The organism is Streptomyces sodiiphilus (assembly GCF_039529215.1).
In the GTDB taxonomy this organism is placed as follows: domain Bacteria; phylum Actinomycetota; class Actinomycetes; order Streptomycetales; family Streptomycetaceae; genus Streptomyces; species Streptomyces sodiiphilus.
The window spans coordinates 572,329-588,838 of sequence record NZ_BAAAMJ010000010.1; the positions used below are offsets into that span (position 1 = coordinate 572,329).

Annotated in this window: 15 protein-coding genes; 7 read left to right on the forward strand and 8 right to left on the reverse strand. The window is 72.0% G+C overall.

All coding sequences use genetic code 11. The features are described 5' to 3' along the window. Positions 1-292: 292 nt before the first annotated feature. Positions 293-889 carry an RNA polymerase sigma factor gene (locus ABD299_RS07705; protein WP_344259766.1) on the reverse strand — a complete coding sequence of 199 codons (597 nt, stop codon included), beginning with the start codon at positions 887-889 and terminating at the stop codon, positions 293-295. Positions 890-1,096: 207 nt separating this feature from the next. Beyond that, positions 1,097-2,710 carry a family 20 glycosylhydrolase gene (locus ABD299_RS07710; protein ID WP_425581272.1) on the reverse strand — a complete coding sequence of 538 codons (1,614 nt, stop codon included), beginning with the start codon at positions 2,708-2,710 and terminating at the stop codon, positions 1,097-1,099. 186 nt (positions 2,711-2,896) lie between these two features. On the opposite strand from ABD299_RS07710, the gene ABD299_RS07715 reads away from it, so the two are divergent. From ABD299_RS07715 to ABD299_RS07740, 6 genes are all read left to right on the forward strand, one after another. Further along, on the forward strand, positions 2,897-3,457 hold the full coding sequence (locus tag ABD299_RS07715) for a 2-oxo-4-hydroxy-4-carboxy-5-ureidoimidazoline decarboxylase (protein ID WP_344259768.1): 561 nt from the start codon (positions 2,897-2,899) through the stop codon (positions 3,455-3,457). 149 nt (positions 3,458-3,606) lie between these two features. Next, complete coding sequence (gene sdhC, locus ABD299_RS07720; protein WP_344259769.1) at positions 3,607-3,987, forward strand: succinate dehydrogenase, cytochrome b556 subunit; 381 nt, start codon at positions 3,607-3,609, stop codon at positions 3,985-3,987. 5 nt (positions 3,988-3,992) lie between these two features. Continuing rightward, positions 3,993-4,442 (forward strand): succinate dehydrogenase hydrophobic membrane anchor subunit, encoded by a 450-nt coding sequence (locus tag ABD299_RS07725; protein WP_344259770.1) that lies wholly within the window; start codon positions 3,993-3,995, stop codon positions 4,440-4,442. Positions 4,443-4,462: 20 nt separating this feature from the next. Next, positions 4,463-6,217: a succinate dehydrogenase flavoprotein subunit gene (gene sdhA / locus ABD299_RS07730; protein WP_344259771.1), complete on the forward strand. Its 1,755-nt coding sequence runs from the start codon at positions 4,463-4,465 to the stop codon at positions 6,215-6,217. Further along, positions 6,217-6,984: a succinate dehydrogenase iron-sulfur subunit gene (locus tag ABD299_RS07735; RefSeq protein WP_344259772.1), complete on the forward strand. Its 768-nt coding sequence runs from the start codon at positions 6,217-6,219 to the stop codon at positions 6,982-6,984. The genes sdhA and ABD299_RS07735 overlap by 1 nt, the downstream gene beginning before the upstream one ends. A gap of 172 nt (positions 6,985-7,156) precedes the next feature. After that, positions 7,157-8,524 (forward strand): FAD-binding oxidoreductase, encoded by a 1,368-nt coding sequence (locus ABD299_RS07740; RefSeq protein WP_344259773.1) that lies wholly within the window; start codon positions 7,157-7,159, stop codon positions 8,522-8,524. 6 nt (positions 8,525-8,530) lie between these two features. On the opposite strand, the gene ABD299_RS07745 is transcribed toward ABD299_RS07740, so the two are convergent. From ABD299_RS07745 to ABD299_RS07760, 4 genes are all read right to left on the reverse strand, one after another. Further along, on the reverse strand, positions 8,531-9,310 hold the full coding sequence (locus ABD299_RS07745) for a hypothetical protein (protein WP_344259774.1): 780 nt from the start codon (positions 9,308-9,310) through the stop codon (positions 8,531-8,533). Positions 9,311-9,496: 186 nt separating this feature from the next. After that, positions 9,497-11,119, reverse strand: a complete 1,623-nt coding sequence (locus ABD299_RS07750; RefSeq protein ID WP_344259775.1) for an ABC transporter substrate-binding protein — start codon at positions 11,117-11,119, stop codon at positions 9,497-9,499. Positions 11,120-11,227: 108 nt separating this feature from the next. Further along, a complete protein-coding gene (locus ABD299_RS07755; RefSeq protein ID WP_344259776.1) occupies positions 11,228-11,584 on the reverse strand; it encodes a carboxypeptidase-like regulatory domain-containing protein in 357 nt (118 codons plus the stop codon). Positions 11,585-11,732: 148 nt separating this feature from the next. Beyond that, positions 11,733-12,995, reverse strand: coding sequence for a metallophosphoesterase (locus ABD299_RS07760; RefSeq protein WP_344259777.1), 1,263 nt, complete (start codon positions 12,993-12,995; stop codon positions 11,733-11,735). Positions 12,996-13,208: 213 nt separating this feature from the next. Here ABD299_RS07760 and ABD299_RS07765 point away from each other — a divergent pair, with 213 nt between their 5' ends. Next, positions 13,209-14,483 (forward strand): D-alanyl-D-alanine carboxypeptidase family protein, encoded by a 1,275-nt coding sequence (locus ABD299_RS07765; RefSeq protein WP_344259778.1) that lies wholly within the window; start codon positions 13,209-13,211, stop codon positions 14,481-14,483. A 69-nt stretch (positions 14,484-14,552) separates the two neighbouring features. On the opposite strand, the gene ABD299_RS07770 is transcribed toward ABD299_RS07765, so the two are convergent. After that, positions 14,553-15,128, reverse strand: coding sequence for a 2'-5' RNA ligase family protein (locus ABD299_RS07770; RefSeq protein WP_344259779.1), 576 nt, complete (start codon positions 15,126-15,128; stop codon positions 14,553-14,555). 123 nt (positions 15,129-15,251) lie between these two features. Next, the gene (gene trpS / locus ABD299_RS07775; protein ID WP_344259780.1) at positions 15,252-16,265 is read right to left on the reverse strand and encodes a tryptophan--tRNA ligase; all 1,014 of its coding nucleotides are present in this window, start codon (positions 16,263-16,265) and stop codon (positions 15,252-15,254) included. Between the last annotated feature and the right edge of the window lie 245 nt (positions 16,266-16,510).

The window sequence follows — 16,510 nt, forward strand, 5'->3', positions numbered from 1 at the left end:
CGCTCCTTTGCGGACTGTAGCGACCGGGATCCGAAGGGTGGGAGGGAAACCCCTGGGAGATGCCTCACACCGCCGGAACGCATCACTACCCGCAGGTAACAAGACGGGAGGAAACGGCGGCGGGGCCGGGAGAGTCGGGGACGCGGACGGGGCAAGGGGGAAATCTGCCCCGCCCGCGCCGAGGCGGGCTCCCCGACGGTACGGGGGGGACCTCGGGGAGCCCATAGGCCGATGACCAGTCGGCCCGCTCAGTACTGCGTCGGGGGCGTCGTTTTCGTTACACCCCGACGCGTCACCCCCGCGGCCGGCTCGCGGTCCGGGCCAGGGCGGCCGCCTCCGGCTCGTCCTCGACGAGCTGGGCCAGCCGGCGCAGACCGCGGTGCGCGGCGGTGCGCACCGCCCCCGGGCGGCAGCCCAGCAGCAGTGCGGCCCGTCTGGCGTCCAGGCCGAGCATGGTGCGCAGCACCACGGCCTCGGCCTGCTCCCTCGGCAGCCGCGAGACGAGCGAGAAGGCCCGCGTGGTGCCCACCGACGCCAGGGCCTCCTCCGCGGTGTCGCAGGTGCCGGGCAGCTCGGCGAGCACGGTCTCGTCCAGCGGGTCGGAAGGCCGGCGTCCGCGCGCCCGCAGATGGTCCAGCGCGCGGTTGCGGGCGATCCGGTTCGTCCAGCCCCGGAACCGGTCCGCGTCGCCGTCGAAACGGCGCAGATCACGGGTTATGTGCAGCCAGGCCTCGGCGGTGACGTCCTCGGCGTCGCGCTCGGCCACCAGGGTGCGCACGTAGCCGAGTAACCGCGGGTGCACGGCCTTGAAGACGGTCACGAACGCTCTCTCGTCCCCGCCCTGGGCCGCGTGGACCGCCTCGGTGAGCTCACTGTCTGCCCCCTGCACTCCCGCCCCCCTGGCGTGGTTGCTGACTGTGTGCGTTCGCACGCTACGCGTTTCCGGCCGCTCACGTCCATGCCGCACCCGTCCGTATCCGGCCGGTAACACAATGCTCGCACGTGGCGCTGTACAGGATGCGGGCCGGGGGGTTCTTCCGGCCGGCCCGCCCGCAGCCGGGGTCTCTCCTGTGGGGGGTGGCGACCCCGGCTGCCGTCACTCCCCCAGCCGGTCCGCCAGGCCGGTGAACTCCTCCCACTCCGCCTCGGGGTCTGCCGGGTTCCACACCTTCTGCGCGAAGGCGCGCAGCGGCAGGCGGATGCCCTCGGCGACCTCCTCGGCGGTCTGCGCCTCGGACAGGTCGCACCAGACGGCGAACCGGGCACCCAGGACGCTGCCGGCGTACTCCTCGGGGACGGGTTCGCTGCCGCGCAGCACCAGCGGGGCCCACTCCCGGTAGATCGCCTCCCCCGTGGGGTAGACGAACCCGACCGGCTCCCCCAGCACGTAGTAGAGGTAGGCGGAGTTGAAGTTCACCAGGGGCCGGCCCTCGGCGAGATACTCCTCGGGCGGACGGGCCCCGATCTCGCGCCCCGTCCAGTAGGCGACGTGGCGCTCGGCGTCGGGCGCGACGACGCCGCCGCGGTGCATCCCGTCGTTCCAGACCTCCGGGGTGCGGCCCAGTTCACGCACCACGTCGGCCCGGTCGTTGAGCCAGCCGGTGGCCAGATCGCGCACGCCCGCGCCGGGCCCGTACTTCTCCTCGGCCCGGGCGGCCAGCTTTGGGTAGGAGGCCTCGGGATCGGCGGCGTCCAGGGCCCGGTACTCGTCGCCGCCCAGGTGCCACAGCGGCCCCGGGAAGAGCCCGGCGTACTCCCGCAGCAGGCCGTCCACCAGTTCCGCCGCCCGCGGGTCGGATATGTCGATCGCCCCGGGAGCGGCGCGGCCCCCGGTGTCCCGCAACTGGAGGCCGGGGTGCGCCTTGAGGACGGCCCCGAGATGGCCGGGCGAGTCGATCTCCGGGATCACCGTGATGTGCAGGGACTCGGCGAGGTCGATGATGGAGCGGATCTCGTCCTTGGTCAGGTGCGGGTCGGAGACCACCTCGGGATGGGTCTCGCTCTCGATCCGGAAGCCCTGGTCGTCGGTGAGGTGCAGCTGGAGCTGGTTGAGCTTGAGGCCGGCCATCTCGTGCAGCCGGTCCTCGATCCATTCGGCGGGCAGGTGCTTGCGGGCGACGTCCAGGAGCAGTCCGCGCTGGGGCCGGTCGGGCGCGTCCCGGATGACGCCCTCGGCCAGTCCGCCGTTCTCCCGTACGTTCTGCAGCAGAGTCCGGGTGCCGTAGAAGACCCCGGCCTCGGTACCGGCGGTCACCGTGACGAAGCCGGAGCGGGAGACCAGCGTGTAGCCCTCCTCCCCGTGGCGGGGGTCGGAGCGCAGTGCCAGCTCTATGTCGCCGGGGCGGGCAGGCTCCGCGGACCGGTCCACGCCGAGCTCGCCGGCCAGCCGGTCGGCTTCGGCGGCGAGCGGGCCCCCGGGATCGGCCACCACCCGGGTGGTACCGCCCAGCCCCCAGCCGGGACCGTGTTCCGGCTGCCAGGAGCGCGGCGCGGGTATCGCCACGGGGTCCGCGTCCGGGCCGGGCTCCGCCTCGGCGGGCCGGTCCGGCCGGTTGGCCTCCCACGGCTGCTCGGCGGGCAGCCGGGCCAGGGCGGTGAGCACCGCGGCCCCGGTCAGCAGCGCGATCACGGCAAGGATCACCGCCGTCCGGTTCACCCGCCCCGCGGACTCCTTGCGTCTGGTGCGTGCCGCACGCCCTCTTCGGCCCATACGACGACGGTAAACGGATCACGTGCCGGACGCCGCGCCGGACACCGGGCGCGCCCCGGTGTCAACCACCTCCCGGCCATCAGTCCTTTCGAGGGATTTCGCTCAAGTTTCTGCCACCGCGGGCTCCCCCGTCGTTACGGTGAGCCCGTCCGGTTCGCCCGACCCTCCCGACCGGCCGAGGAGCACATGCGCCTGCCCGCACAGCGCCATGCCGCGGCGCCGCTGGAGCGCGTGAACACCGCGCCGCGCCAGGTGGCGGAGGCCGCGCTGCTGTCCTGCTGCGGCAGCTCCCGCTGGGCCCGCCGGCTGGCCGATCACCGCCCCTACCGCGACGTCGACACCCTGCTCGCCGCCGGGGACGAGGCCAGCTACGACCTCTCCCCCGGCGACGTGGACGAGGCCCTGGCCGCCGAGGAGACGGTCCGGCCACCGGCCTACCCGGGCGGCGGACCCGGCCGCCCGGCCGCCCGCACCGCGCTGCTCGCGGCCCGCGCCGAGTACCGGCGCCGCTTCGGCCACCCCTTCGTGCTGTGCCTGGACGACTGCCACCCCGAGGAATGGCTGGACCGGACACTGACGGCGCTCCGGACCAGGCTGGGACACGAGCCGTACACCGAGCGGGAGCACGCGGCCGAGGAGCTGCGGCTGCTGGCCCGCGGCCGGCTGGCCCGGCTGGCCGGTTCCGCGCCCCACCCGTCCGGCGCCCCCCGGCCGCTCCTGCGGCAATGGGGTGGCGTCCATGCCTGATTGATCACACCTTCACCCCCGGCGACGTCCGGCGGCCCGCCCGCCGATACCATGGCCGCGGCCGGTGGACCGTACCCGGCCGGGCCCGACGGAGACCCCTGGAAGGAGCCGCCGACAGGCCCCGAATTCCGTTTCCGGAGGGTTCTTCCGTGCCGGCAGGAACGCTGTACCGCGGCCGGGAAGGCATGTGGTCATGGGTGGCTCATCGAGTCACCGGTGTCCTCATCTTCTTCTTCCTGTTCGTCCATGTACTCGACACCGCCCTTGTCCGTGTCTCGCCAGAGGCGTACGACGACACCATCGCGGTCTACAAGACGCCGATCGTCGCCTTCATGGAGTACGGCCTGGTGGCCGCCGTTCTCTTCCACGCACTGAACGGCCTGCGCGTCGTCGCCGTCGACTTCTGGAACAAGGGAGCCCGCTACCAGAAGCAGATGCTGTGGGCCGTGATGGGGCTGTGGGGCCTGCTCATGGCCGGAGCCGCGTACCCGGTCCTCGGGCACGCCTTCCGTGAGCTGTTCGGGAGCTGATGCAGATGTCCACCGAGACCACCGCGTCGTACGGACCCGACAACCCGGCACCGGTCATCGAGCCCCCGCGCGCCCGCACCGGCCGTACCCCCAGCGCCACCCGCGGCAACTTCGAGATGTACGGCTGGCTGTTCATGCGGCTGTCCGGCATCCTGCTGGTCGTCCTGGTCCTGGGCCACCTGCTGATCCAGCTCGTGCTGGACGGCGGCGTCAGCAAGATCAGCTTCGCGTTCGTCGCCGGCCGCTGGGCCTCGCCGTTCTGGCAGGCCTGGGACCTCATCATGCTGTGGCTCGCCATGCTGCACGGCGGCAACGGCCTGCGGACGATCATCAACGACTACGCGGAGCGCGACAACACCCGCTTCTGGCTGAAGATGCTGCTGTACACCGCCACGGTGTTCACCGTCCTGCTGGGCACGCTGGTGATCTTCACCTTCGACCCGAACATCCGCTGACGCACCGGGGCTGACGAGACATGCAGATCCACAAGTACGACACCGTCATCGTCGGCGCCGGCGGTGCGGGGATGCGCGCGGCCATCGAGGCCACCAAGCGCAGCCGCACCGCGGTGCTGACCAAGCTCTACCCGACCCGCTCCCACACCGGCGCCGCCCAGGGCGGCATGGCCGCCGCCCTCGCGAACGTCGAGGAGGACAACTGGGAGTGGCACACCTTCGACACGATCAAGGGCGGCGACTACCTGGTCGACCAGGACGCCGCCGAGATCCTGGCGAAGGAGGCCATCGACTCCGTCCTGGACCTGGAGAAGATGGGCCTGCCGTTCAACCGGACCCCCCAGGGCACCATCGACCAGCGCCGGTTCGGCGGCCACAGCCGCAACCACGGCGAGGCGCCGGTCCGCCGGTCCTGCTACGCCTCCGACCGCACCGGCCACATGATCCTCCAGACGCTGTACCAGAACTGCGTCAAGGAGGGCGTGGAGTTCTACAACGAGTTCTACGTCCTGGACCTGCTGCTCACCGAGGTGGACGGCGTCCGCCGGACCGCCGGCGTGGTCGCCTACGAGCTGGCCACCGGCGAGCTGCACATCTTCCAGGCCAAGGCCGTGGTCTTCGCCTCCGGCGGCAACGGCAAGTTCTACAAGGTGTCCTCCAACGCGCACACTCTCACCGGTGACGGCCAGGCGGTCGCCCTCCGGCGCGGGCTGCCGCTGGAGGACATGGAGTTCTTCCAGTTCCACCCGACCGGCATCTGGCGGATGGGCATCCTGCTCACCGAGGGCGCCCGCGGCGAGGGCGGCATCCTGCGCAACCGCGACGGCGAGCGCTTCATGGAGAAGTACGCCCCGGTGATGAAGGACCTGGCCTCCCGGGACGTCGTCTCGCGGTCGATCTACACCGAGATCCGCGAGGGACGCGGCTGCGGCCCGGACAAGGACCACGTCTTCCTGGACCTCACCCACCTGCCGCCGGAGCAGCTCGACGCCAAGCTCCCGGACATCACCGAGTTCGCGCGCACCTACCTGGGCATCGAGCCGTACACCGACCCGATCCCGATCCAGCCCACCGCGCACTACGCGATGGGCGGCATCCCCACCAACGTCCGCGGCGAGGTGCTGGCCAACAACACCGACGTGGTGCCCGGCCTGTACGCCGCCGGCGAGGTGGCCTGCGTGTCGGTGCACGGCGCCAACCGGCTGGGCACCAACTCGCTGCTGGACATCAACGTCTTCGGCCGGCGGGCCGGCATCGCCGCCGCCGAGTACGCGGCCACCGCCGACTACGTCGAGCTGCCCGAGGCGCCGGAGAAGTTCGTGGCGGACGAGGTCGAGCGGATGCGCGACTCCACCGGCACCGAGCGGGTCACCGACATCCGCCGCGCGCTGCAGGAGACCATGGACAAGAACGCCATGGTGTTCCGCACCGAGCAGACCCTGAAGGAGGCCGTCGAGGAGATCGGCGAGCTGCGCCGGCGGTACCGCGACGTCTCCGTCCAGGACAAGGGCAGGCGGTTCAACACCGATCTGCTGGAGGCCCTGGAGCTCGGCAACCTGCTGGAGCTGGCCGAGGTGCTGGCCGTCTCCGCGCTGGCCCGCAAGGAGTCCCGCGGCGGCCACTACCGGGAGGACTACCCGGACCGCGACGACGTCAACTTCATGCGCCACACGATGGCCTACCGCGAGGTCGACGCCGACGGCAACGAGTCGATCCGGCTGGACTACAAGCCGGTCGTCCAGACCCGCTACCAGCCGATGGAGCGTACCTACTGATGGCTACACCGACGATGGACAAGGTCTCCACGCCCGGTTCGGAGGGCGCGGGGGACGGCCTGATCACCGCCACCTTCCGGATCCGCCGGTTCAACCCGGAAGTCTCGGCCGAGGTGTCCTGGCAGGACTTCGAGATCCGGATCGACCCCAAGGAGCGCGTCCTGGACGCCCTCCACAAGATCAAGTGGGATCTGGACGGCACCCTGACCTTCCGGCGTTCCTGCGCGCACGGCATCTGCGGCTCCGACGCCATGCGCATCAACGGCCGCAACCGGCTGGCGTGCAAGACCCTGGTGAAGGACATCAGCCCGGAGAAGCCGATCCTGGTCGAGCCCATAAAGGGTCTGACGGTTCTCAAGGACCTCGTGGTCGACATGGAGCCGTTCTTCCAGGCCTACCGGGACGTCATGCCCTTCCTGATCACCAAGGGCAACGAGCCGACCCGCGAACGCCGGCAGTCCGCCGAGGACCGCGAGCGGTTCGACGACACCACCAAGTGCATCCTGTGCGCCGCGTGCACGTCGTCCTGCCCGGTGTTCTGGAACGACGGGCAGTACTTCGGCCCGGCGGCGATCGTGAACGCGCACCGCTTCATCTTCGACTCCCGCGACGAGGGCGGTGAGCAGCGCCTGGAGGTCCTCAACGACCGCGACGGCGTGTGGCGCTGCCGCACCACCTTCAACTGCACGGAGGCCTGCCCGCGCGGCATCGAGGTCACCAAGGCCATCCAGGAGGTCAAGCGGGCCTTGATCACCCGCCGGATCTGACCCGGATCCGGCGCGGACACGCTGCGGGCCCCGTCCCCTCCCGACCGGAGGGGGCGGGGCCCGCGATGCGTCCGCCGGGCGGGCCGCTCCCCCACCGGCACCCCGTGCGACCTGGGCATACGGTCCGCACCGGGTACTTCCCGGCCGGCCCGCCGGATGCCACCCTGATGGCATGAGCCAACTTGCCGAACGGCTGCGGGCGGGACTGCCGGCGGACGCCGTGCTGACCGACCCTGACGTCACCTCCTCCTACGCGCACGACATGGCGAGCTTCTGCCCGGCCGGCATTCCCGGCGCCGTGGTGCTGCCCCGCACCGCGGAGGAGGTGCGGCACGTCATGCGCACCGCCACCGAACTGCGGGTGCCGGTGGTGCCGCAGGGCGCCCGCACCGGGCTGTCGGGGGCGGCCAACGCCCCGGAGGGCGGCATCGTGCTGTCCCTGCTGCGGATGAACCGGGTGCTGGAGATCGACCCGGTCAACCGCATCGCGGTGGTGGAGCCCGGGGTGGTCAACGCGGACCTGTCGAAGGCGGTCGCGGCCTACGGGCTGACCTACCCGCCGGACCCCTCCAGCTGGGAGCAGTGCACCATCGGCGGCAACATCGGCACCGCCTCCGGCGGGCTGTGCTGCGTCAAGTACGGCGTGACGGCCGAGTACGTGCTGGAGCTGGAGGTCGTGCTGGCCGACGGGCGGCTGCTGCGGACCGGCCGCCGCACCGCCAAGGGCGTCGCCGGGTACGACCTGACCCGGCTGTTCGTCGGCTCCGAGGGCACGCTCGGCGTGGTGGTGAAGGCCGTCCTCGCGCTGAAGCCCGCCCCGCCTCCCCAGCTCGTGCTGGCCGCGGAGTTCGGCTCGGCCGCCGCCGCCGGGGAGGCCGTCTGCCGGATCATGGCCGAGGGCCACACCCCGTCGATGCTGGAGCTGATGGACCGGCCCACCATCGCCGCCGTCAACGCCATGACCCGGATGGGGCTGCCGGAGACGACCGAGGCCCTGCTGCTGGCCGCGTTCGACACCCCCGATCCGGCCGCCGACCTGGCCGCGGTGGGCGAGCTGTGCGCCGCCGCGGGTGCCACCCAGGTCGTCCCGGCCGAGGACGCCGCGGAGTCGGAGATGCTGCTGGCCGGGCGCCGGGTGGCGCTGTCCGCGCTGGAGGCGGTGAAGGGCACCACCATGATCGACGACGTGTGCGTGCCGCGCAGCAGACTCGCGGAGCTGCTGGAGGGGGTCGCCGCGATCGCGGACCGCCACGGTCTGACGATCGGGGTCTGCGCGCACGCCGGCGACGGCAACACCCACCCCACCGTCTGCTTCGACTCCACCGACCCCGAGGAGTGCCGCCGGGCCCGGATCTCGTTCGACGAGATCATGGAGCTGGGTCTGGAGCTGGGCGGCACCATCACCGGCGAGCACGGCGTCGGGGTGCTGAAGAAGGAGTGGATGGCCAGGGAGCTCGGCCCGGTCGGGATGGAGGTGCAGCGCGGCATCAAGCGGGTCCTCGACCCGCTCGGCATCCTCAACCCCGGCACGCTCTTCTGACCGCGGTCAGCTCTCCTGGGCGGCGGGTCCGCAGAACCAGTCCAGCAGCCGGCGGCGCAGCTCCGCGCGGGGCAGCCGCAGCATGTCCACGGTCGCCGGCCACGAGGTGCGGGCCAGCTCCTCCAGCCGCTGGGCGAGCTTGCGCTCGACGCGGCCGCGGGCCAGCTGGAGGGGCACCGCCGCCAGCGGGCGCAGCAGCCCGCGGCCGGTGACCGTCAGCTGAACCGTCACGTCCCAGTCGCCGTCCGGACGGGTCCGCGGCCACGCCCGCACCTCCAGCCGGGCCATGGGGTGCTCGGCGCGGGCGATGAGCGGGGCTTGCCGGGGTCCGCCGGCTTCGGTCCACCAGCGCTCCAGGTCCAGGCGGAGAGTGCCGGTGACGCCGTGCCGGGCGCCCGGGGCCGACTCCGAGGTGCCGCGTATCCGCAGCAGGCGGGGACGTTCGGCACCGGCCAGCCGGGCCTCCACGTCCGGGCCCGGCTCCTCGGGCGGAGTGCCGCCCTCCGGGATGCCCAGCCGCACGGCTGTCTCCCCGCGCCGGTCCCAGGCCAGGACGTTGAGGCGGGAGGGGCCGTCGTCCGCCCGGATGCCGTACTGGGCCCCCGGGCGCAGGTGCTCGCCCTCCAGCAGCCTCAGCTGCCTGCCGGTGCGGCCGTCCGCGGCCCGCAGGCTGCCGTCGTCCTGCGGACGCAGGCTTTCCATCGTCTCGTGGAACTCGACCGCCGCGTCGGCCACCTGACGAGGCGTCACGGAGCGGAGCTGGACGGTCTGCCGGTAGCGCGCCATGCGGGCATCCTAGACGAGCCTCCCGCACGGCCGCGGGCCGAACAGGAAGGCACCGGCCTCCTGTGACCACCCACCGTGTCCGGAAGGACCGGCCCGGGAAGGCGGCACGGCAGATAACGCGCCGCGCCCCCCGGACGCGGGACGTCCGGGGGGCGCGGCGCGGGTGCCGGTCGGGGAGGCGGCCGGTCAGATCCGGCGCAGCTCCCACAGGCGCCACACGGCGCTGTTGTCGGAGAGGTACTGGATACCGGTGATGTCGTTGGTGGAGAGGTGAAAACGCTTCTCCTGCCAGATCGGAATGATCGGCGGGTTGTCCGAGGACAGCTCGTGCAGCGCGCGGTAGTCGGTGGCGGCACGGCCGCGGTCGGACTCCTGGCGGGTGGAGGAGATCAGTTCGTCGATCGCCTTGCTGCTGAAGCCGGTGGACAGACCGTCGCCCGGCCCCAGGATGTTGTCGGTGTAGGTCGCCGGGTCGGGGTAGTCCGGACGCCAGCCGACCAGGAAGGCGTCGAACTCCCGGGCGCCGAACACGCCGGGGATGAACTCCTCGGACCAGTCGTAGTACTTGACGTCCACCTCGAAGAGGCCGTCCGCTTCGAGCTGCTGCTTGATCAGCTCGGCCTCCTCGTGGGTGGCCGCACCGCGGGAGTAGGCGAGGTGGAACTTCACCGGCACCTGCAGGCCGGCGTTCTCCATCCGGGTCCGCAGCTCGTCGGGGTCGGGGTCGCGGTAGTTGTCGTAGAAGGGCGTGCCGTGCCCGGTGAAGCCGACCGGGATGAGCGAGTAGAGCGGCTCCACGGTGTGGGCGTGCACGTGCCGGGTGATGGCGTTGCGGTCGAGGGAGGACGCGGCGGCCTGCCGGGCCGCCTTGGACGACATCGGCATGCCCTCGTCGGTGTTGAAGGCCATCACCCGGATCGCGCTGCCGATGGTCTCCGAGACACGGAACTCGGGGTTGCTGGGGTTGATGCCCGCCAGGTAGCTGGGCGGCATCTTGCCGTCGACGACGTCGAGCTCGTCGTTCTCCCAGGCCTTGAGGAGGTCATCCTCCTCGACGAAGTAGCGGATGGTGATCGAGTTCTGCGGGACCCCGAAGACGCCCTTGTACTGCGGGTTGGGCCGCAGCTCGGCGTACTCGTTGTGCTCGAAGGCGGTCAGCACGTACGGGCCGGAGCCCATGACGGTTCCGTCGTTGCGCGGCTCCAGCTCCTCGTAGCTGCGGGAGTCCACGATCGCGCCGGTGCTGCCGGCCAGCACGTACGGGAAGGTCGCGTCCGGCTCGTTGAGCTCGAAGATGATGTCCTGGCCGTTGACCCGGGTGGCCTCCAGGGTGCTCAGGAGGCTGGCGGGGCCGGCGTAGGTGAACTTCTCGTCGGCCGGGATGCTGTCGTCCGCGGCCTCCTCGGCCGCGCGGTCGGACATCGCCTTGATGCGGTCGACGGAGAACTTGACGTCCTCGGGCGTGATCCGGACACCGTTGCTGAAGGTCAGGTTCTCCCGCAGCGTGCAGCGGTAGACCGTCAGCTCGTGATCGGTGAACTCGCATCCCTCGGCGGCGTCCGGGACGGGCTCCTCCTGGCCGGGGCTGAAGGTGAGCAGCGACTGGTAGAGGTTGCTCATCACCGCCCAGGCACCGGCGTCGTAGGCGCCACCGGGGTCGAGCATGGTGGGTGTCGTGGTGGTCCCCACGACGATGGGCTCCTTGTTGTTCCCGTTGGACCGGAGAAGTATCCAGCCACCGATGACACCGACCACCAGCACAACGGCCAGCCCGATGACTATGGCCCCTTTGGCCCCGATCCCTCGCACTCCCGCACCCTTTCTCGGAAGACACATGTCGCGCGTCTCAGCCAACCACAGGGGAATATCCCCTGCACCCGGCGGTATGCAACGGACCGGCCACAACTCAGCCAGTGATCAACCGGCTACGGTACCCGGTACGTCGATACGGAACTCGACTGCCACGGAATGACCGTCCAGGTTGACGGCCACGCTCTGCTCCCCCAGTTGTGGAGAGTATGCCGTCAACTCGTACGACCCGGGACCGGGGGCGGTCACGAGGAAGCCTCCGTCGGCCGCACTGCGGGTCCTGCCCAGCGGCCGGCCGCCGGCGGCGAGGGTGACCACCGCGCGCGGCAGCGCCACCCCGAGGGAATCCCGGACGACACCCCGGACCACCAGGGTTTCCGGCCCGCCGCGGCCGCCCGCGGCTCCGTCGTCGGGGTCCTGCCCGGTACCGTCACCGCGCACCCCGGGCGAGAGGGAGTCCGTCATGCCCCACGCTCCTCTTCCCTGCGTTCGTTGCCGACATGCTGTCAGCCCGTGCTCCTGTCGTTATCCAAGGACACCAGCATGCCGGTTTTGGTTGTCAGCGAACAGCAGAATTGCGCGCCGGGGGCGTCCCCGGAGCGCGACCCGCAGGTCAGGCCTGCGGGGAGGACAGCTCCACCACCGTGATGTCCGGCTCGGCCCCGACGCGCACCGGAGGCCCCCAGGTCCCCGCTCCCCGGGTGACGTACAGCTGGGTGTCCCCGTAGCGCTCCAGCCCCTCCAGGGTGGGATTGGCCAGCGCGGCCAGGGCATTGCCCGGCCAGAGCTGGCCGCCGTGGGTGTGCCCGGACAGCTGGAGGTCCACCCCGTGCTCCACCGCGTCGTGGATGAGCACCGGCTGGTGGGCCAGCAGGACCGAGGTGCGCCGGCGGTCCCGGTCGCCCAGGGCCGCGGTGAAGTCCGGCCCCTGTCCGCTGTCCTCGCCGGCCACGTCGTTCACCCCGGCCAGGTCGAAGTACGGCATCTCCCGCCGCTCGTTCTCCAGGACCACCATCCCCAGGTTCCGCAGGTGGTCGAGCCACTGCTCGGCACCGACGTAGTACTCGTGGTTGCCGGTGACGAAGAATGTGCCGTCCCGGGACGACAGCTCGGCCAGCGGGGCGGCCGCGGACCTCAGGTCCTCCACGCCGGCGTCGACCAGGTCTCCCACGACCGCCACCAGGTCGGCGCCGGTGCGGTTGACCACGTCCACCACCCGGCGGCAGTGGGAGGCGCCCAGCAGCGAGCTGAGGTGGATGTCGGAGACCACCGCGATGCGGTAGCCGTGCGCGGCCCGCGGAAGCCCGGCCAGCTGGACGGGAACGTGCTTGGTGGTGAGCTGCCGGGCCGCGTGGCTGCCGTAGCCGACGGTGCCGACGGCGACCGCGCCGGCCCCGATGGCTATCGCCCGGGCCACGAACAGTCTGCGCTCCGGCGAGGCCGGACCGTCCTGCGCCTCGTCCCCGGTCCCGGTCTTCTCCTCCGCACTCACGGCCGGGGCCTCGGCCTCGGCCTCCGTCCCGGTGAGTCCCGGGCGGCTGAGCCGTCCCGCGTCGTCGAGCGCGCGGCGCTCCAGGGCCCGCAGCAGCAGGGGGCGCACGATCTCACCGGCCAGCAGCGCCAGCCCCAGGTAGAGCATCACGACGAACCAGTAGGCGCCCGGCCAGGCGATGACCTGCTCCACGGCGAACGGCAGCCCCAGCGCCCGTCCGGCGAAGAAGGTGAGCATGAGCAGGGGGAAGAGGAGGATCAGGAGGGTGCCCGCACGGCGGAAGACGCTGCCGGGCCGGGACACGTCCCGCACCAGCCGCTTCCAGAGGTACCAGTGAATGAGGGCCAGCAGCCCGAGCACCACGGCCAGGAAGACAATCCGCATGGGTTCCTCTCTGAGTTCTCTGCGCTTCTCGGCCAAGGACGCACGGACAGCGCGAACCGATGAGTCCGGGCGAGGATCCGTCGCACGGCCGGGCCGTCGCGCGGGCCGGCCCGGGCCGCCGGGGAGCGCGGTTCGCCCGAATGATCGGAGTATCTCACCGCTTCGGGCCCCTCCGCCGGTCACAGGTTCGCGAGGGGCGGGTAGGTTCACCCTGTGTCCACTGACGGCCTCCCCTCCGTGCGCACCGGGCCCCGCGCCCGCCGTGCCCTCCTGTCGATAACCGTCGCCGCGGTAGCGGTACCCGCCCTGCTGGCCCCCACTCCGGCCGCGTTCGCCGAGGACCGTGAGGCGGGTGAGGAGACGTCCTCGCCAGGCCCGCCGATGTCCGCCATCGGCGGCGAACTGCTGTCCAGGCCCGGGACCCAGGTGTCCCCCCAGCGGGGCGCGCCCCGGCTGCCGGACGACCTGACGGCCCGGTCCTGGATCGTGGCCGACGCGGAGAGCGGCGACGTGCTGGCCGCCCACAACGCGCACCTGCCGCTGGCCCCCGCCAGCACGGTGAAGATGCTGTTCGCCGACACCCTGCTGCCGAAGTTCGGCAAGGACGAGGTCTACACGGCGGAACCGGACCACTTCTCGGACATGGGCCCGGGCAGCAGCGCGGTGGGCATAGCCGACCACCAGACCTACACCGTCGACGACCTGTGGCACGGAGTCTTCCTGGCCTCCGGCAACGACGCGGTGTACGCGCTGACGGCGATGAACGGCGGCAAGGAGAAGACCGTCCGGGAGATGAACGAACGCGCCCGGGAACTCCAGGCCCGGGACACCGTGGTGGTGAACCCGGACGGGTACGACGGCGAGGGGCAGGTCTCCTCGGCCTACGACCTGACGCTGATAGCCAGGTCCGGAATGCAGAAACCGGACTTCCGCACGTACGCCGCCACCCCCCGCACGGACTTCCCCGGCGCGGGGAAGGGGAAGAAGCGGCCGGTCTTCGAGGTGCAGAGCACCAACCGGCTGCTGGTCGGCGCCAGAGGGCTGGACCGCTACGAAGGGCTGGCGGGGATCAAGAACGGATACACGTCCACCGCCGGCTACACCTTCACCGGCGTCGCCGAGCGCGGCGACCGGGTGCTGCTGGTCACCGTCATGAAGCCCGCGGACGGCGACGGGCTGGCGGTCTACCGGGAGACCGCACAGCTGCTGGACTGGGGGTTCGAGGCCGCCGGCCGGGTCGAGCCGGTGGGCGAGCTGGTGCCGCCGCTGAGCGAACTCCCCGAGGGCGGCGCGGACAGCACGCCGGAGTCCGAGGAGGCCGCGCTGGACGGCGCGGCGGGCCCGCCCGCCGGGGAACGGTCCGCCGGGGGCAGCGCCGCACTGGGCGCCACCGCCCTGGGGCTGGCGCTGCTGGCGCTGGCGACCTACCTGGTGCCGCACAAGGGATGGCGCGGGCGCCGCCGCGGCCGGCGACCGCTGCCCCGCTGAACGGGCCGTCACAGCCGGCGGCCCGCCGCGGGCGTCAGCGGGGACGCACGGCCACGCGGCGGAGCGGCCTCACGCCGCTTCCGCCGCCCGGCGCCGGGAGTGCTGCTGCCGCGGGGGGTGCACGGTGGCGAAGCGGAACTCCCTGCGCCGCCGCCAGACGCTGTCGGCGCCCTGCTCGTACAGCGAGAAACCACGGACGGTCCAGGCGGCCTCGTAGTCGGCGAGCTCGGTCTGCGCGGTGTCCATCGCCGCCTCGTCGATCCCGTGCGCGACCGTGACGTGCGGGTGGTAGGGGAACTGCAGCTCGCGGGCCAGCGGGCCGGACGGCTCGCGCACCCGCTCCTGCAGCCAGCCGCACGCCGAGCCACCCTCCACGACCTGGACGAAGACCACCGGGGACAGTGGCCGGAAGGTACCGGTGCCCGACAACCGCATCGGAAAGGCCCGGCCGGCGGCGGCGATGGCCGCGAGGTGGTCCTCGATGACCGGGCGGTCGGCCACCCGCACGACGGTCGGGGGCAGCAGCGTGACATGAGTGGGGATTCCGGCTGCCGCCGCGTCGCCGAAGCCGAGACGGCACTGCTGGAGCAGGGTGCCGTGCGGCTCCGGGACCGCGATCGACACGCCGAGCGTGACGGTCCCCACAGCCCTCTCCCTTCCGTGCCTCCTGCCGCGCCCCGCACGGGGCGCCGGTGCCGGCACCGTAGTGTGGCGGCTGCCCGCCTTCCGGGCGAGCGGTTCTTCGGCCCTTTGTCCGAGGGCCACGGCTCAGCGGGCGGCGGGCAGGAAGCCCACCTTGTCGTAGACCTCGGCGAGGACCGGCGCGGCGACCGCGCGGGCCTTGTCCGCCCCGACGGCCAGCAGCCGGTCGAGCTCGGCCGGGTCCGCCAGGTACTCCAGGGTGCGCGCGCGGAACGGGGCCGCCCATTCGGTGACGACCTCGGCGAGCTGGGTCTTGAGCGCGCCGTAGAGCTGCCCGGCGAACTTGTCCACCAGCTCGGGAACGCCGATGCCGGTCAGCGCGGAGTAGATGGTCAGCAGATTGCTGACACCCGGCTTGTCCTGGGGGTCGTAGCGGATCTCGGTGCCCGTGTCGGTGACGGCGCTCCTGATCTTCTTCGCGGAGACCTTCGGCTCGTCGAGCAGGTTGATGATGCCCTTGGGCGAGGACGCCGACTTGCTCATCTTGATCGACGGGTCCTGCAGGTCGTAGATCTTCGCGGTGTCCTTGAGGATGTACGGCTGCGGGACGGTGAAGGTGGTGCCGAAACGCCCGTTGAAACGCTCGGCGACATCCCGGGTCAGCTCGATGTGCTGCCGCTGGTCCTCCCCGACCGGGACCTGCTGGGCGTGGTACAGAAGGATGTCGGCGATCTGCAGCACCGGGTAGGTGAACAGCCCGACGGTGGTGCTCTCGGCACCCTGGCGGGCCGACTTGTCCTTGAACTGCGTCATCCGGGAGGCCTCGCCGAAGCCGGTCAGGCAGTTCATCACCCAGGCGAGCTGGGCGTGCTCGGGGACCTGGCTCTGCACGAAGAGGGTGCAGCGCTCCGGGTCCAGCCCCGCCCCCAGCAGCTGGGCCGCGGCGAGCCGGGTGGACTCCCGCAGCTCCCGCGGGTCCTGCGGGACGGTGATCGCGTGGAGGTCGACGACCGAGTAGAAGGCGTCGTGGGTCTCCTGCAGAGCCACCCACTGGCGTACCGCACCGAGGTAGTTGCCGAGGTGGAACGAGCCTGCCGTGGGCTGGATACCGGAGAGCACCCGGGGACGATCAGTGGCCATGGGCCCATTCTCTCAGGTGCCGCCGTCTTTCCCGTCCGGAGGTGCGGGAAGTGTGACGAAGCGGGAAGGGCGCACGTCGGGGCGCTCGCGGAGAGCTCCGAGCCGCCCGGTGCGGCCACGCGCCCCAGCCCGGCCGGTCCCCCGCACCGCGGGCGGGGACGCGCCCTCCGTGCTCCCCCGGGCCCGTTTCCGGCGTTCCGTCAGCAGCCGTGCCGGACCGCACCGTCCGCCCTCCGAACGAGGGT

Excerpts from the sequence above, each read along its gene's own strand:
- ABD299_RS07710 (WP_425581272.1), bottom strand. The coding sequence starts at position 2,710 with ATGGGCCGAAGAGGGCGTGCGGCACGCACCAGACGCAAGGAGTCCGCG.
- ABD299_RS07715 (WP_344259768.1), top strand. The coding sequence starts at position 2,897 with ATGCGCCTGCCCGCACAGCGCCATGCCGCGGCGCCGCTGGAGCGCGTG.
- ABD299_RS07725 (WP_344259770.1), top strand. The coding sequence starts at position 3,993 with ATGTCCACCGAGACCACCGCGTCGTACGGACCCGACAACCCGGCACCG.
- sdhA (WP_344259771.1), top strand. The coding sequence starts at position 4,463 with ATGCAGATCCACAAGTACGACACCGTCATCGTCGGCGCCGGCGGTGCG.
- ABD299_RS07735 (WP_344259772.1), top strand. The coding sequence starts at position 6,217 with ATGGCTACACCGACGATGGACAAGGTCTCCACGCCCGGTTCGGAGGGC.
- ABD299_RS07740 (WP_344259773.1), top strand. The coding sequence starts at position 7,157 with ATGAGCCAACTTGCCGAACGGCTGCGGGCGGGACTGCCGGCGGACGCC.
- ABD299_RS07745 (WP_344259774.1), bottom strand. The coding sequence starts at position 9,310 with ATGGCGCGCTACCGGCAGACCGTCCAGCTCCGCTCCGTGACGCCTCGT.
- ABD299_RS07755 (WP_344259776.1), bottom strand. The coding sequence starts at position 11,584 with ATGACGGACTCCCTCTCGCCCGGGGTGCGCGGTGACGGTACCGGGCAG.
- ABD299_RS07760 (WP_344259777.1), bottom strand. The coding sequence starts at position 12,995 with ATGCGGATTGTCTTCCTGGCCGTGGTGCTCGGGCTGCTGGCCCTCATT.
- trpS (WP_344259780.1), bottom strand. The coding sequence starts at position 16,265 with ATGGCCACTGATCGTCCCCGGGTGCTCTCCGGTATCCAGCCCACGGCA.